This is a genomic window from Bordetella muralis, assembly GCF_965139205.1.
Lineage (GTDB): Bacteria > Pseudomonadota > Gammaproteobacteria > Burkholderiales > Burkholderiaceae_B > Bordetella_A > Bordetella_A muralis.
On record NZ_CBCSIU010000013.1, the window covers coordinates 33,548 to 47,958 of the forward strand.

A 14,411-nucleotide genomic window follows, 5' to 3' on the forward strand; every position below is an offset into this window, starting at 1 on the left:
TGAAAACATGCCCGCCATCCAACTCAAACTGCTGGACGCGGCGGCCAAGGCGTTCACCATCTATGGATTCACCGCAGCGTCCATTGACGTGATTGCCAGCCAGATTGGCGCCACCAAAGGCAGCGTCTACTACCACTATCGCAGCAAGACCGACCTGTTCTTCGCCGTGCACAAGCGCGCGATGGTCATGAATCTGAAGACGCAAGTTCCTGTTGCTTGCGACGACAAGCTCGCGCCGCGGGAAAAACTTCATCGCATGGCCTACTTGCACGCGATGCTGATGATGGACTCGCTGTATTACCAGCGCGTCACCGTCCAGGGTGTCGAGCTGCATCAGTCCGTCAGCACCACGCCCATGGAACGTGAAGCATTGGCTGAAGTCATTGCTATGCGGGATTCCTATGAAGAATTGTTCCACCACGTCGTGACCGAAGGCATCGCGGGTGGACTATTTACTCAATTGGATCCCTCTTTTGCGGTCAAAAGCATTCTTGGAAGCCTCAACTGGATCACTGTATGGTATCGGCCGCGAGAAACTGAGGCCCCAGATCTCAAAGAACGAATAGCGAAACAGCTCGCCACCCAAGCGGTATATGGCATTGCCACCGACTGGCAAATCTCCAATCACTGATCAGCCAAACTCGGCGCTGCCGGTCATCGTGGCCTGCAGGGATACGTAGCAACGCGGCTGAACCGCAGCGCCCCTACAACCCCAACTTCGTCAATAGTTCGATGCGGTGACTCGCCCCCAATCGGTTATAGAGCTGACGGCGATGGTAGACCACTGTGTTGAGACTGATACCCATGCGTTGGGCGATTTGCGATTCCGACAGGCCTCGCGCCAGCCAATAGGCCAATTCATATTGGCGTTGCGGCAGGCGCAGCGCGTTCAATGCCGACATCAGCCGCACGCCGCGCGCTACGTGCTGAGTGATGTATACCCCCACTGCTTCGCCATGACCGAGGGCCGCGGCCAGACGTACGGCGCGTAGCGAGAACCGGCCTTGCGCGTTACACCAATCCATGTACGGCGGGAGCGGCAGAACACCCGGTCGCGGAGTAAGACGCTGCAACAGCGCTTTCACGGCCGCGGGCAATTCAGCACCACGCCGCCAACGCCAGCCGAACGCCAGCGGCATCAGCACCTCGGCCTCCGGGCATATCCACAACGGCCTCGCATCGAGAGTGGCAATCAACAGGCCTTGGCGATGCGCATCCCGCTCGTCCGCATCGAATGCGCCGGGTTGCAGGGCGCGCGCCAAANNNCCTNAGCGTGTTGGAAGGCCTGCGCGCCCGCGGGACGAAAGAGGAACAGCATGCCGATGCCCTGCCCTTGCTGCGTGCGCAATGCCAGGCACAACCAGTCGCCGACACCGGCCGGGCGCATGACCACGTTGTAATAGTCACTGCGAAGCAGCCCCGGATAGGTTCCCCTAAGCATCTGGCTCAGCGTGCGAGGACCGTATTCATGCAGAGCGATATCGCTGGACTGGCGCAAGGTGTTATGGAACATCTGACTTTCGCTGCGCAGGATACACGGATCAAAATGCTCGGGGACTGAAGCCGCAACGCCGGGATCTTCCATGTGCGCTTCCAGCTCGCCATCGCCGCCCGGATAGAAATAACCGCCCGATTCAAAGCCGATCAACTGGTGCATGCTTTGCAGCAAAGGCTGAATCAACTGCGGACCGCCCGTATCCAGACAGGTCATCTGATGCAGGCTTGCCAGCGCACGACTCGTGGAACGGCGGGTAGACATGGACTCTCTCCGTTGGGCTTCCCATCGAAACAACCGCTGGGCGGATTTTATCCACGCGAGGAACAGGCGAGCGCCATCGTTACCATTTTGCGACACCTACCCCGTCGGGGTGGGGCGCGGCACATGACAGACGGGTAGATTGCGGGCCTTCTGTGTGGTTTTCTTGAATGGAAAGAACCATGTCTTTCTCCTGCAACTCTTGTTCTCGGCGCTTTGTTGCGGCCTTATGTTTGATGTTCGCGCTGGCCGCAGGCCAGGTCTGGGCGTCCTCGGATGCTGACCCGGCAAGCTTTGCCCTAACTCCCGCCATGCTGGAGCGTATGGCCGCCGTGACGGTGGAACTAGGCACCGTGCAGCTAGCGGGCGACGGCGACGCAGACGATGACGACGATGACAGCGATGACGCCGAGTCAGTCGAGGGTCTCGCGCGCCGGCTCGATGCCCAGCCGGAGGTACGCGCGGCATTGGCACGGCACGGATTGTCGAGCCAGCAGTATGTTGCGGCCACGCTGGCCGTCCTGCACGCCGGCATGTATCTGGCAGTGGAACAGAGTGCCGGTCCGCAGGCGCTGGCATCGTTTACCTCGCAACAGCGGGACAACATTGAAGTGGTACGTGCACATCGAAAGAAATAGCCGGCGCCGGGCACGAATTTTTAGTCATTCCTTTGCTAACTGATCTCTGCCGATAAAAATGGAAAGCCTCGACCAGAAGAAGAATATGAGAAATGCCCCTATCAGCGCGGGAGAACTGTGCGCGCAACGCACATTACAGGAGGCTCAGCGCTTGATGGGGACACCTCCCAACGCCTTTCGACCACCGAGCGCAGAAGAAGAGCTGAAGGCCTACCTGGCAAGGCGGTACCCAAAACGCCAGGACCGTACCAGCGAGATGCTGGACTACTACTTCAAGCGATAGAACGACAGCGGACTGCCTGACACTGGATCTGCCCTACGACGAGCAGTGTCAGTGACACGGTGAAGACCGATACCGGGCTACACGAACGGAAATTTACATGAGGAGAGGGGGATGGCCGGTTTTCTGATCATTGGATTACTTTGGATGTATGAGGCGGTACAAGAGCGAATCGCCTCGCCACAGCAAAACAACGGCACGTAAGGGGCATCCTGGCTTCCTGACGGTATCTGTAGCGATGATATGGGGAGCTACCGTTAAGGATACCGCCAGCCAAGACGGCATGTCTATGCCCCTTCGTAGAGGACAATAGACAACAAAAAAGCCCCAAGCTATTGAAAACTAGGGGCTTTTAGGCTTTGGGAGACTTCATCAGAGAAGTCTTTGGTGGGTGGTACAAGGTTCGAACTTGTGACCCCTGCCGTGTGAAGGCAGTGCTCTACCACTGAGCTAACCACCCAAAGAAGCGGAATTCTAGCATAGAAAAATCCCGCACCGCAAACACGGCGACACTCTTGGGGTTTTCTCTCGATAACAATGACGCTACCGGGAGCAGCCACCCGTATCACGCGTCGGCGACCACCTCTTTCGGCGCGTCCAGACTACGCCACACGCAGTCACCCCCTACGGATTTATCCAGACTCGCCAAATACTCCTCATGCTCGACCAACTCCTCCGCCGATGCCGCCAACACGGGTAGCGCACTGCCATCAAACGCTTTCAGCGTCACGCCCGCGCCAGTGGACGGCCCGCTGTCGTCGACGTCGATCAACAACGCGTCCTGCCCTCGTGTCATGGCCAGCCAGACTTCGCCCAGCAGTTGCGAGTCAAGCAAAGCGCCGTGCAGCGTCCGGTGCGCATTGGACACCCCGAGACGATCACACAGGGCATCCAGCGAGTTCCGTTTACCCGGATACAGCGTCCGCGCAAACAACAGCGAGTCCGTGATCTTGTCGCACAAGCCGGCCAATTCGCCCCGGCCGATGCGTTTAAGCTCGGCGTTGAAGAACTTGACGTCAAACGCCGCGTTATGGGCGATGAGTTCCGCACCCGCGATGAATTCGAGAAACTGATCGGCCACTTCGCTAAAGCGCGGCTTGTCCGACAGAAAGTCCGTAGTCAGACCGTGCACCGCCAACGCCTCTGGGTCGCTATCGCGGTCCGGATTCAAATAAATGTGCAGGTTATTCCCGGTGACAGTCCGGTTGACGATCTCGACGCAGCCGATTTCAACAATCCGGTGTCCCTGATTAGGGTCCAGGCCGGTGGTTTCAGTATCGAAAATGATTTGGCGCATGTCAGGCAATTTGGTAACAAGGAGATATGCCGCGAGGCTCGGCACAGCTGGCATCCAAGCCAGCACACTGGACGTGCGGCATGGCAGCCGCCCTCAGCGGCCGGGTACGGCACCATAAGCGAAGCCATTAGTGTACCTAGCATCTACGCACCCGGCAGGCCAGATCGAGATTTCAATCCGTCGATCATGTCCGCGCCGGCATGAAACTTGCGAGGGACACATGTCGTCACGGCCCGCGAGCTGGCGCACACCTAAGCTGGCAATGCGTCGCGGCCCGCGCCGCACTCATTCCCCATCAGGAGTTCATCATGGAAAAAACTGCCCGAGAGAATGTTCCCTCAGAACACACTGATACCGATGCTCGGTCTCCGAAAACGCCCACCGACCCCGTCCATGGCACCGGCATCATGCCGATGCCGGACGACGCGCCCGAGGTCGCCGGGCGTCCCCGCCAGGGGCGCGTGATTACGCCCCCTGGCGAACCGGGCGTGATCACCCCCGAAGACGACGTGTTGGACACATCACAATCGGATAGGCAGGACCGCTGAGCCGTTAATGCTCGCCCGAAGCCGCAGCCTTGGTACTGGCGGCGGCGTGCGCCTTGTCGTCGCCGCCCGCGTCGCGGCGCAACCGGGCCTTTGCAATCAGCGTGTACGCCACAGGTACCACGAACAAGGTCAGAAACGTCCCGAGCATCAGCCCGCCAACCAGCACCCATCCAATCTGCTGCCGGGACTCCGCCCCCGCGCCGGTGGACACGGCGAGCGGGAGGGTGCCCAACACCATCGCCCCAGTGGTCATCAAAATCGGACGCAAACGCAGCACGCTGGCTTCGATGACTGCCTCAAACAGCTCATGCCCCTCGTCACGCAATTGATTGGCGAACTCGACGATCAGGATGCCGTGTTTGGTAATCAGACCAACCAGCGTGATCAAACCGATCTGGCTGTAGATCGACAAGGTGCCTCCACTCAGCCAGAGCGCCAGCAACGCCCCCGTCATGGACAAGGGCACTGACAACATGATGATGAACGGATTGCGCCAGCTCTCAAACTGCGCGGCCATCACCAGATAGATGAACGCCAACGCCATGGCGAACACGAGATAGATACTGCCCGACGAATCGCGGAATTCGCGTGACTGGCCGTCCAGATCGGTCTGCAAGGTATGGGGCAGCACCTGACGCGCCACGTCTTGCATGTGAGAGAGGACTTCGCCCAACGCGTAACCAGGCGCCACCTCGGCCTCGATCTTCACTGCGCGCAGGCGATTGAAATGGTTCAACGATTGAGGCGAGACACTCTCATGCACCGACAACAGATTGTCCAATTGCACCATGCTGCCGTCGCGCGTACGGACATAAATACCCGAGATATCTGTTGTATTGCTGCGGTCTTGCGGCAACACCTGCACGATCACGTCGTACTGTTCACCGTCATCTTTGTAGCGCGTCACCTGCCGTCCGCCCAGCATCGACTCCAGCGTACGGCCCACGACGTCGACCGCTGCGCCCACGTCGGCCATCTTGTCGCGATCCACCTGCACACGCAGTTCGGGGGTATTCAAACGCAGATCCGTGTCCAGGTTGATCAACCCCGGATAATCACGCAACGCGTTCACATACACGCTCACGAGCTTGTCCAACTCGGCATACGAGGACTGGCTCATGATGATGAACTCGACGGGTTTGGAGCGTGAGGATTGCCCCAATGAAGGCGGATTCGTGGGAAAGGCTTTGACCCCGGGCAGCGAAGCGAATTTAGACTGCAGCTCGCGCGCAATCTCCTGCTGTTTGCGATCGCGTTGCTCCCAGGGCGCCAAGCGCAAAATCGCCGTGCCGTCGGTGACGGTAGGAAAACCGATCGACGACTGATAGGCCTCGGTTTCCGGGATCTGGGCATAGAACTGTTCGATCTGCTGCACACTCTCGAGCATGTAGCCCAGCGTAGCGCCCTCGGGCGAGGTCACCCTGCCGTAAATCGCCCCGCGGTCTTCGACGGGCGCCAACTCGCTTTTCACCACTGAAAACAGAACACCGCTACCTGCCGCCACGAGCAGGCCGATGATCACGATGAGTGCCCGTTGATGCAGGGCCCACAGCAAAGTGCGGCGATAGCCGTTCGCCAAACCATTGAGCCAACCCTCGATCAGGTTGTACCAGCGGCTATGGCTGGATTGGTGGCGCAACAAGACTGAGCACATCATCGGTGTCAGCGTCAACGCGACAAAACCCGACACCAGTACCGCGCCAGCCAATGTCAGTGCAAACTCGATGAACAGCTTGCCGGTACGCCCCGTTGCGAATGCCAGCGGCGCGTACACCGTGACCAGGGTCAGTGTCATTGCCACCACGGCAAAACCGATTTCTTTCGATCCCTGCAATGCCGCCTCGCGGCGTGGCATCCCGTTTTCGATATGGCGGAAAATATTCTCGAGCACGACGATGGCGTCATCGACCACCAGACCGATCGCCAGCACCATGGCCAACAACGTCAGCGTGTTGATCGAAAAGCCAAACATGTACATCAGACCGCAAGCGCCGACCAGCGACACCGGGATTGTCACGATGGGGATGATGCTGGCCCGCAAGTTCCGCAGGAAAAAGAAAATGACCAGCACCACCAGCACAATGGCCTCGAGGATGGTGTGGTACACCGAACTGATGGAACGCTCGATGAATGTGGACGTGTCGTAGGCGATGTTCAACCTCATCCCATCGGGCAAGGTCTCATTCAATAGCGCCACCTCATCACGCACAGCCTTGGACAGATCCAGGGGATTCGCCGTGGACTGCTTGGTCAGGCCGATGTTGATCGCGTTCTTACCGTTAAAGCGTGACAACACGCGATCATCTGCCGCACCGACCTCGACCCTGGCCACATCGCGCATCCGTACGGGATAGCCTTTGACGTTCGCGACCACGATATCCGCGAACTGTGCAGGCGTCTGAAGGTCCGTTGACGACACGACTGTGAACTCGCGATCACGCGATTCGATACGGCCCGCAGGAATCTCCACATTCTGGCTGGACAGCGCGTTCTCGACATCCTGAACGGTCAATTGATAGGCCGCCAGCTTTGCTCGATCGACGTAAATCCGCATAGACGGCAGACGTTCGCCATACACACGCACTTCCGCGGCCCCGGGCAGCACAGACAGGCGTGTCTTGATATAGCGATTGATGTAGTCGGACGTCTGGATCACGGATAACGAGCCGGACTCCACCGCGATATAGATGACGGGCGTAGCATCAGCCTCGACCTTGCCGATAATGGGCTCGTCGATCTCGTCCGGCAGATAGCGGCGCGCGCGGGATACTTTGTCGCGCACCTCGGCGGCAGCGGCATCGGGATCTCGCGACAGATTGAATTTGATGTTGATATAGCTGCGTTCGGACCGGCTGCGCGAGGTCATCACATTCACCCCTTCTATACCGGCCAGTTGGTCTTCTAGGGGTTTGGTGACCTGCGATTCGATGACCTCCGGAGAGGCGCCTTTATAGGTAGTGCTGACCGAGACGATAGGCTCGTCGATGTTGGGATATTCACGCACCGTCAAGCGCGAATACGAGATCAGGCCGATCAAGACAATGATCAACGACAAGACCGATGCAAATACCGGCCGCTTGATGCAGACCTCGGACAAAATCATGATCGACTCGCCTGTGGTCCCTGCGCCTTGCTCTGCGCCGGCCTCGAGGCGGCCGCCGGGGCCACCTCGACCGGCGCCCCGTCAGTCAGCCGCTGAAAGCCGGCGACCACGACCTGGTCGCCCGCGGCAACGCCCGTCAGTATCTCGACCTGGCCATCCCGACGCTCGCCCAGCGTGACCTCGGTGCGGCGAGCGTGCCCCTCTCGCACCGTGAAAACGTACTGCGCCTGGCCCGAGGGCGCGAGCGCCGCTTCCGGTACCGCCAGCACATCGTCGGCCCCAAACAAGAGTTGCACGCGAGCAAACATACCCGGTCGCAATCGCGCATCCGGGTTCGGGATCGTGGCCCGCAGCAGGATCGAGCGGCCTCCCGCATCCACCAGCGGACTCACGGCATATACCTGCCCCTGGCGCTCTGAGCCAGGCAGCGCATCCAGACGGATAGTCAGCGACTGGCCAACCTGGATTTTGTTGAAATACATTTCGGGCACACGGAAATCGACCTTCAGAGGATCAATCGCCTCCAATGGCGCGAGGTCCTGCCCCTGATCGACATAATCACCAACCGACACGCTGCGCAGACCCACGATGCCGGCAAAGGGTGCTCGTATAGTCATCTTGTCGAGCCGCGCCTGTGCCAATGCGGTGGCCGCCTGTTGGACTTTCAGGTTGCTGCCGGCCTCGTCGCGCGCCTGCTGGCTGACGAAACCACGGCCCTGCAACTCGACGGCACGGCGATAATGTGTTTGCGCCAACGCCAAATTAGCACGCGCCTGATCGAATTCGGCCCGTGACACCGAATCGTCCAGGCGGATCAGTACCTGTCCGCGCTCTACCGGCTGGCCTTCTTTGAAATCGATGGTCTTAATACGGCCCGCAACCTCGGGACGCAACACGACCGACTCATCAGAGCGCAGGCTGCCGACCGCGGAGATGCCACGCGTGAATTTCAGTTGCTGGACTTGCGCGACCTCTATCCGCACCGTATCCAGGGATTTGGTTTTCGGTGCGGCGGATACCGCCGTTGAAGCGGCATCTGCGACAGACCCCGCAGGGGCCGCCAACCAGCGCGGAACCCAATACCCCAAGGCCGCGCCCGCAGCGAGCCCGACCGCAATAGCAGTCAGCAGTACAGCTTTTTTCATGCGCAATGATCGCGGTGCGTAAACATGCCGAGCCGCGCGCGTTGCTGGCCCGACGGGATGGAAACAAGCTATGGAGCTGGCACTGTAGCACCAGCGGTTTACATACTGGCACAAAGTTGGCCGGCGAGCGCGATCTGCGGACTATTTCCAGGGTATTCCCGCATGAAACCGCCGTAAAAGTTATCCCTTTCGCACGCTCTCCACGCCCTGATTGGCCAGTGCGTCAGCACGCTCATTGCCCGGGTCCCCGGCATGACCGCGCACCCAGCGCCAATCCACCTGATGGCGCGAGACCTGTTCATCCAGCGCCTGCCAGAGCTCTGAGTTTTTCACCGGCTTTTTATCCGCAGTCATCCACCCGCGGCGTTTCCAGTTGACCAGCCACTCGGTCATGCCCTTCATGACATATTGCGAGTCGGTATGAATCCGTACCTTGCATGGCCGCTTGAGCGCGCGCAGGCCCTCGATCACGGCCAGCAACTCCATGCGGTTGTTGGTCGTACCGGCTTGCCCCCCATACAGCGTCTTCTCGTGTGCGCCGGCACGCATCAACACCCCCCAGCCACCCGGCCCGGGATTGCCTTTGCATGCCCCATCCGTCCACATTTCTACCTGCAGACCGCTATCGTTGTTTGTTTGCATTGTTCCTACTGTTAAGTCCGACGAGACACCCTTGACGTCTCATCACGTTTTGCCCGGCCCGGCTTCGCGATTGACGACGACCGGTGCGGCGCGGGTGCGACGGCGGCGTTTGGCGGATTTCCAGGCAGGGCCGACCAATCGCATACCCGCCACCCGCTTGACGGCGGACACCACGTAGACCGCCCCGCCCAATGCCCACCAACGCTGGCCATAGGTTTCCATGAAGTGCCATCGCTGCAGCCATTTTTCGGTCCGGCATGCCGGGGCATAGCAGCCAAAACGGCCCGACCCGACATCGAATGACATGAGCTTCAGCCAATCCTTCAGGCGCGGCAAGGATACCTGAGCCGAAGGCGGCAGCGGCAGCCAGGGCTCCATACCGGGAGTCCGGTTGCGCGCGCCCCAAAGGCTCCAGGGATTGAAACCCGAGATCACCAGGCGCCCCTCTGGCATCAGCACACGTTCGGCCTCGCGCAGCACGTCGTGCGGTGAGTCCGTGCACTCGAATGCATGCGGCAACACCAGCAAGTCCACGCTTTGCGATTCGAACGGCAATGCGTCGGGACTCGCCACCACACACCCTTGCCACAGGGCCGCCTGCTCGGGGCCGGGCATCTGCGCTCCGACCCAGCCCTTGAAGGGCATCCGGTTGGCCTGCAGCAAATTAAACTCTGCAAAACCGACTTGCCAAGCGTAATATCCGAACACATCCGCCACGATAGCGTCGAACTGCGAGCGCTCCCACGCCAGGACATACTGCCCTGGCGGTGTCTGGAACCACTCGGCTAGTTCTACAATCGGCGGAGTTTCCTCGGTCACGTCGACGTTCCTGAAAAATGATGCAAACTCTGCCCGTCACGAATGGCGACGGCCCTATCCTGCCGCTGCCCGCCTTTTCCGACAACTATATCTGGGCCATCGTGCGCGGAAATAATGCCGTCGTGGTGGACCCGGGCGAAGCCGGACCGGTGCTGGACCTGATTGCGCAGCGCGGGCTGCAACTGCGCGCCATTCTACTCACCCATCACCACGGCGACCATGTCGGAGGTGTGCTTGAATTGCTGCACCATGCCCCGGCCACCGTCTACGGCCCTGCAAACGAACGTCTGCCGCACTGCGATGTCCGACTCGTCGAGGGCGACCACGTCACCCTGCCTGAGGTCGGCCTGACGCTATCAGTCCTGGACGTTCCGGGACATACAGCTGGACACATTGCTTACTTTGGCCAGGTCCAGGACCAGGAAAAACCCGTATTGTTTTGCGGCGACACCCTGTTTGCGGGCGGCTGTGGCCGGTTATTTGAGGGCTCGCCCGCACAAATGCACGCCTCTCTGGCAAAATTCATATCCTTACCCGCCGATACACAGGTTTGCTGTGCGCACGAGTACACTCTATCCAACTTGCGCTGGGCCATGGCAGTTGAACCTGCCAACCATACCCTGCAACAGTGGTATCAGCGGGCCCAGCAATTACGCGAACACGGCTGTCCTACCGTGCCGACCACTATGGCACTAGAATTGGACACCAATCCGTTCTTGCGCACCAGCCAAGCCGCTGTCATTCAGGCTGCCCGCCAGCAGTCCGGACTAGCGTTGGACACGCCTGTGGCCACGTTTGCGGCTTTGCGTGAATGGAAAAACGATTTCAAGTGACAATGACCCGATGACCTTGTTTAGACTTCTGCTACCTGTTGTTCTCGCCATCCTTGCCGGTTGTGCCGGCACGCCGCGCCAATCGGCGACGCTGGCCCCCTCCACCAACAACAAGCAGCAGTATGTCGCAGCAGACACCTCGCGTACTGTCGATCTGACCAATCCCCCCGTAGATGCCTGGGACCGTATCCGCCGCGGTTTCGCCATCCCCAACCTGAACACCGAACTGGCGCAGGAATGGACTGACTACTATGCGGCCCACCCCGAATCGGTTCAGCGCATGGCCGAGCGGGCCGGCAAGTATCTGTATTTCATCGTTGACGAAATCAACCGCCGCGGCCTGCCCACCGAGCTGGCCTTGCTGCCTTTTGTCGAAAGCGCCTACAACCCCACGGCGCTGTCGCGCTCCCAGGCATCTGGCCTCTGGCAGTTTGTCCCCGCGACGGGCCAGTATTTCAATCTGAAGCAAGACTGGTGGCGCGACGAACGGCGTGACCCCATCGCCTCGACTTACGCCGCGCTGGATTATCTGGAAAAGCTGTTCGAAATGCAGGGCGACTGGTATCTGGCCCTGGCCTCATACAACTGGGGCGAAGGCTCGGTACAGCGCGCGATGGCCCGAAACGAAGCCGCCAATCTGTCCTCGGACTATTTGTCGCTGAACATGCCCGAGGAAACGCGCAACTACGTTCCCAAGCTGCAGGCCATCAAGAACATCATCGCCAACCCGCGTAAATACGCGGTCGTTCTGCCCCCCGTCGACAATTCGCCCTATTTCGCCATGGTGCGCAAGAACCGCGACATCGACCTCGAAGTCGCGGCCCGGCTCGCAGAAATGCCGCTCGAGGAATTCAAAGCCCTGAATCCCTCGTTCAACCGTCCGATTATCCGCGGCGAACACCAGCCCACGCTGCTGTTGCCGACAGATCGCGTGGACAAGTTCAATGCCAATCTGCAAGCCTATAAGGGCGATCTGAGCTCCTGGAAGGTCTACCAACCTCGCCGCGGCGAATCCTATGCCTCGATCGCCAAGCGTTTTGGCGTCACCGAAGTGGCGCTGCGCAGTGCCAACGGCGTCTCCCGCCGCACCAAATCTGCCAGCGGCGCCAGTCTGTTGATCCCGGCCAGCGAGCCTGGCGGCGTCCAACTGGCCTCTCTCGAAACCCCGGCCGGCGTAGCCGTCCCGCCCGCCTCTCGCTCGGCTCGACGCACCACGGCAACTCGCCCCAACGTGCGCACTCACAAAGTGCGCTCGGGCGACACCCTGAGCAGCGTCGCCCGGCGCTATGGCACCTCGGTCGACGCCTTGCGCGCGCTCAACAACATGAAGGGCAGCAACCTGAAAGTCGGCGCACAACTGCGCGTGCCGGGCACCGGCACGCGAGGCTGATCGTTACGCTTTAAAATAGCTGCCTTTCCGCACGGAATTCATAGGACACGACACATGGGCTTTCTCGCCGGCAAACGCATTCTGGTCACCGGGGTGCTTTCCAACCGTTCCATCGCCTACGGCATTGCACAAGCCTGCCACCAACAAGGCGCTGAACTGGCTTTCACCTATGTGGGCGACCGTTTCAAAGACCGCGTCGGCGAATTCGCCGCCCAATTCGGCAGCGATATCGTGCTGCCCTGCGATGTGGCCGAAGACAGCCAGATCGAGGAAACATTCGCTGAATTAGGCAAACGCTGGGATGGCCTGGACGGACTGGTGCACTCGATCGGCTTTGCCCCGCGCGAAGCCATCGCAGGCGATTTTCTGGATGGCCTCTCACGCGAGGGCTTTCGCATCGCCCACGATATCTCGGCCTACAGTTTCCCCGCCCTGGCCAAGGCCGCCCTGCCCCTGATGGAGGGCCGCAAGGCATCCGTATTGACCTTGACCTACCTCGGCGCCGAACGTGTTGTCCCCAACTACAACACGATGGGCCTGGCCAAGGCCTCGCTCGAAGCCAGCGTCCGCTATCTGGCGACAGCGCTCGGCCCGCGCGGCATCCGCTCCAACGGCATCTCGGCTGGCCCGATCAAGACCCTGGCCGCCAGCGGGATCAAGGACTTCTCCTCGATCCTGAAATTCGTTGAGGCCCATGCTCCGCTGCGCCGCAATGTCACCATCGAAGAAGTCGGCAACGTCGCCGCCTTCCTGCTGTCGGACCTGGCTGCCGGCGTGACGGGTGAAATCACCCACGTCGATGCGGGTTTCTCGACGGTCACACCGGGCATGGAATAAGCTGCTAGCGCCCCGCCGCTAAGGTCAGCGACCAACAAAAAACGCCCCTCGTCGGGGCGTTTTTTTGGCTAAGCGCTAGGACGTTCTGCATTCAGGCTGTCACCGTGGGCAGCGCCGCGTCGATGTCAAAGCGCTCGCGCCAGGAACAAACCAGCTTTCACCCAAGCATCTCAGCGCCCCCAGCGCAACACCAGCGGATCGAGCCGGCGTGCGATATCGAGCAGCTCACGCCGTGTTTCGGGGTGCATCGGCGGCAGAGGATGGCGGGGTGCGTCGCAGGCAATCACGCCGCCTTCTTTCATCAGCGCCTTGGCTGCCAGCATGCCGGCCTGCCGGTTCTCGTGGTTGATCAGTGGCAGCCAACGCTGATACAGCGTAAAGGCCGCATCGGCATCTCCGGTTCGGAACGCTTCGATAATGGGGCGAATCCCATCGGGGAAACCGCCGCCCGTCATCGAGCCGGTCGCGCCAGCGTGCAGGTCGGCCAGCAGCGTAATGGCCTCTTCGCCGTCCCACGGGCCTTCGATCGCATCGCCGCCCAAACGGATCAATTCACGCAGCTTGGCCGCCGCGCCGGCGGTTTCGATCTTGAAATACGAAACGTGTTCGACTTCCCGCGCCAATTTCGCCAAGAACGCCGCGGACAGCACAGTACCGCTGGCAGGCGCGTCCTGCACCATGATCGGAATGTCGATGGCATCTGACACACGGGCATAAAACTCCGCTATCCCGGCCTCTGGCACCCGAAAGGTCGCACCGTGGTAAGGCGGCATCACCATCACCATCGCCGCCCCCAGATCCTGTGCGCGGCGGCTGCGCTGCGCGCAGACCTGACTGGCATAGTGAGAGGTCGTCACGATCACCGGGACACGCCCCGCCACATGCTCCAGTGCCGTGCGCGTCAGCACGTCGCGCTCATCGTCGGCCAGCGAAAACTGTTCGGAAAAATTAGCCAGAATCGCCAGTCCGTCCACGCCGGCATCGATCATGAAGTCAATGGCGCGTTTCTGGCTGGCCAGATCCAGCGTACCGTCCTCATGAAACGTGGTCGGCACGACCGGGAAAATGCCACGATAAGGTGTCGAAGGATGAGCCATGTTATGTGTTCCGTATCAAATCCATC

General features: G+C 60.3%; 14 protein-coding genes and 1 tRNA gene. 7 read left to right on the top strand and 8 right to left on the bottom strand.

Annotated features, from left to right (window positions below):
• Positions 1-7: 7 nt before the first annotated feature.
• On the top strand, positions 8-631 hold the full coding sequence (locus ACNA0I_RS17905; protein WP_415807470.1) for a TetR/AcrR family transcriptional regulator: 624 nt from the start codon (positions 8-10) through the stop codon (positions 629-631).
• Between the two features lie 73 nt (positions 632-704).
• On the opposite strand, the gene ACNA0I_RS17910 is transcribed toward ACNA0I_RS17905, so the two are convergent.
• The coding region (locus ACNA0I_RS17910) for a helix-turn-helix transcriptional regulator (RefSeq protein ID WP_415807367.1) at positions 705-1,263 on the bottom strand (559 nt) is incomplete at its 5' end.
• Between the two features lie 675 nt (positions 1,264-1,938).
• Between ACNA0I_RS17910 and ACNA0I_RS17915 the strand changes: the two genes are divergently transcribed.
• Positions 1,939-2,394 (top strand): hypothetical protein, encoded by a 456-nt coding sequence (locus ACNA0I_RS17915; RefSeq protein WP_415807368.1) that lies wholly within the window; start codon positions 1,939-1,941, stop codon positions 2,392-2,394.
• Between the two features lie 85 nt (positions 2,395-2,479).
• Positions 2,480-2,677 carry a hypothetical protein gene (locus ACNA0I_RS17920; RefSeq protein ID WP_415807369.1) on the top strand — a complete coding sequence of 66 codons (198 nt, stop codon included), beginning with the start codon at positions 2,480-2,482 and terminating at the stop codon, positions 2,675-2,677.
• Between the two features lie 382 nt (positions 2,678-3,059).
• Here ACNA0I_RS17920 and ACNA0I_RS17925 read toward each other — a convergent pair.
• Together ACNA0I_RS17925 and dnaQ are read right to left on the bottom strand one after the other, a co-directional pair.
• Positions 3,060-3,134, bottom strand: a tRNA-Val gene (locus tag ACNA0I_RS17925).
• A gap of 105 nt (positions 3,135-3,239) precedes the next feature.
• Positions 3,240-3,971, bottom strand: a complete 732-nt coding sequence (dnaQ, locus tag ACNA0I_RS17930; RefSeq protein WP_415807371.1) for a DNA polymerase III subunit epsilon — start codon at positions 3,969-3,971, stop codon at positions 3,240-3,242.
• Between the two features lie 308 nt (positions 3,972-4,279).
• Here dnaQ and ACNA0I_RS17935 point away from each other — a divergent pair, with 308 nt between their 5' ends.
• Complete coding sequence (locus ACNA0I_RS17935) at positions 4,280-4,519, top strand: hypothetical protein (RefSeq protein WP_415807372.1); 240 nt, start codon at positions 4,280-4,282, stop codon at positions 4,517-4,519.
• A 4-nt stretch (positions 4,520-4,523) separates the two neighbouring features.
• Here the strand turns inward: ACNA0I_RS17935 and ACNA0I_RS17940 are convergent, their stop codons facing one another.
• The 4 genes from ACNA0I_RS17940 to ACNA0I_RS17955 form a co-directional block, all read right to left on the bottom strand.
• Positions 4,524-7,622: an efflux RND transporter permease subunit gene (locus ACNA0I_RS17940; protein ID WP_415807373.1), complete on the bottom strand. Its 3,099-nt coding sequence runs from the start codon at positions 7,620-7,622 to the stop codon at positions 4,524-4,526.
• Positions 7,619-8,767, bottom strand: a complete 1,149-nt coding sequence (locus ACNA0I_RS17945; RefSeq protein ID WP_415807374.1) for an efflux RND transporter periplasmic adaptor subunit — start codon at positions 8,765-8,767, stop codon at positions 7,619-7,621. Before ACNA0I_RS17945 ends, ACNA0I_RS17940 begins: the two co-directional genes overlap by 4 nt.
• 180 nt (positions 8,768-8,947) lie before the next feature.
• Entirely contained in the window at positions 8,948-9,409 is a 462-nt protein-coding gene (rnhA, locus tag ACNA0I_RS17950) for a ribonuclease HI (RefSeq protein WP_415807375.1), read from the bottom strand.
• A gap of 42 nt (positions 9,410-9,451) precedes the next feature.
• On the bottom strand, positions 9,452-10,228 hold the full coding sequence (locus ACNA0I_RS17955) for a methyltransferase domain-containing protein (RefSeq protein ID WP_415807376.1): 777 nt from the start codon (positions 10,226-10,228) through the stop codon (positions 9,452-9,454).
• A 20-nt stretch (positions 10,229-10,248) separates the two neighbouring features.
• On the opposite strand from ACNA0I_RS17955, the gene gloB reads away from it, so the two are divergent.
• The 3 genes from gloB to fabI are packed head-to-tail and all read left to right on the top strand — an operon-like array spanning position 10,249 to position 13,288.
• Positions 10,249-11,061, top strand: a complete 813-nt coding sequence (gloB, locus tag ACNA0I_RS17960; RefSeq protein ID WP_415807377.1) for a hydroxyacylglutathione hydrolase — start codon at positions 10,249-10,251, stop codon at positions 11,059-11,061.
• 10 nt (positions 11,062-11,071) lie between these two features.
• On the top strand, positions 11,072-12,451 hold the full coding sequence (locus ACNA0I_RS17965) for a transglycosylase SLT domain-containing protein (RefSeq protein ID WP_415807378.1): 1,380 nt from the start codon (positions 11,072-11,074) through the stop codon (positions 12,449-12,451).
• 54 nt (positions 12,452-12,505) lie between these two features.
• The gene (gene fabI / locus ACNA0I_RS17970; protein ID WP_415807379.1) at positions 12,506-13,288 is read left to right on the top strand and encodes an enoyl-ACP reductase FabI; all 783 of its coding nucleotides are present in this window, start codon (positions 12,506-12,508) and stop codon (positions 13,286-13,288) included.
• A gap of 170 nt (positions 13,289-13,458) precedes the next feature.
• Here fabI and ACNA0I_RS17975 read toward each other — a convergent pair whose 3' ends face one another.
• Complete coding sequence (locus tag ACNA0I_RS17975; RefSeq protein ID WP_415807380.1) at positions 13,459-14,385, bottom strand: dihydrodipicolinate synthase family protein; 927 nt, start codon at positions 14,383-14,385, stop codon at positions 13,459-13,461.
• Between the last annotated feature and the right edge of the window lie 26 nt (positions 14,386-14,411).

Coding starts and splice junctions, on each gene's coding strand:
- ACNA0I_RS17935 (WP_415807372.1), top strand. CDS start 4,280: ATGGAAAAAACTGCCCGAGAGAATGTTCCCTCAGAACACACTGATACC.
- ACNA0I_RS17945 (WP_415807374.1), bottom strand. CDS start 8,767: ATGAAAAAAGCTGTACTGCTGACTGCTATTGCGGTCGGGCTCGCTGCG.
- ACNA0I_RS17915 (WP_415807368.1), top strand. CDS start 1,939: ATGTCTTTCTCCTGCAACTCTTGTTCTCGGCGCTTTGTTGCGGCCTTA.
- gloB (WP_415807377.1), top strand. CDS start 10,249: ATGCAAACTCTGCCCGTCACGAATGGCGACGGCCCTATCCTGCCGCTG.
- dnaQ (WP_415807371.1), bottom strand. CDS start 3,971: ATGCGCCAAATCATTTTCGATACTGAAACCACCGGCCTGGACCCTAAT.
- ACNA0I_RS17905 (WP_415807470.1), top strand. CDS start 8: ATGCCCGCCATCCAACTCAAACTGCTGGACGCGGCGGCCAAGGCGTTC.
- fabI (WP_415807379.1), top strand. CDS start 12,506: ATGGGCTTTCTCGCCGGCAAACGCATTCTGGTCACCGGGGTGCTTTCC.
- rnhA (WP_415807375.1), bottom strand. CDS start 9,409: ATGCAAACAAACAACGATAGCGGTCTGCAGGTAGAAATGTGGACGGAT.
- ACNA0I_RS17965 (WP_415807378.1), top strand. CDS start 11,072: ATGACCTTGTTTAGACTTCTGCTACCTGTTGTTCTCGCCATCCTTGCC.
- ACNA0I_RS17975 (WP_415807380.1), bottom strand. CDS start 14,385: ATGGCTCATCCTTCGACACCTTATCGTGGCATTTTCCCGGTCGTGCCG.
- ACNA0I_RS17940 (WP_415807373.1), bottom strand. CDS start 7,622: ATGATTTTGTCCGAGGTCTGCATCAAGCGGCCGGTATTTGCATCGGTC.
- ACNA0I_RS17920 (WP_415807369.1), top strand. CDS start 2,480: ATGAGAAATGCCCCTATCAGCGCGGGAGAACTGTGCGCGCAACGCACA.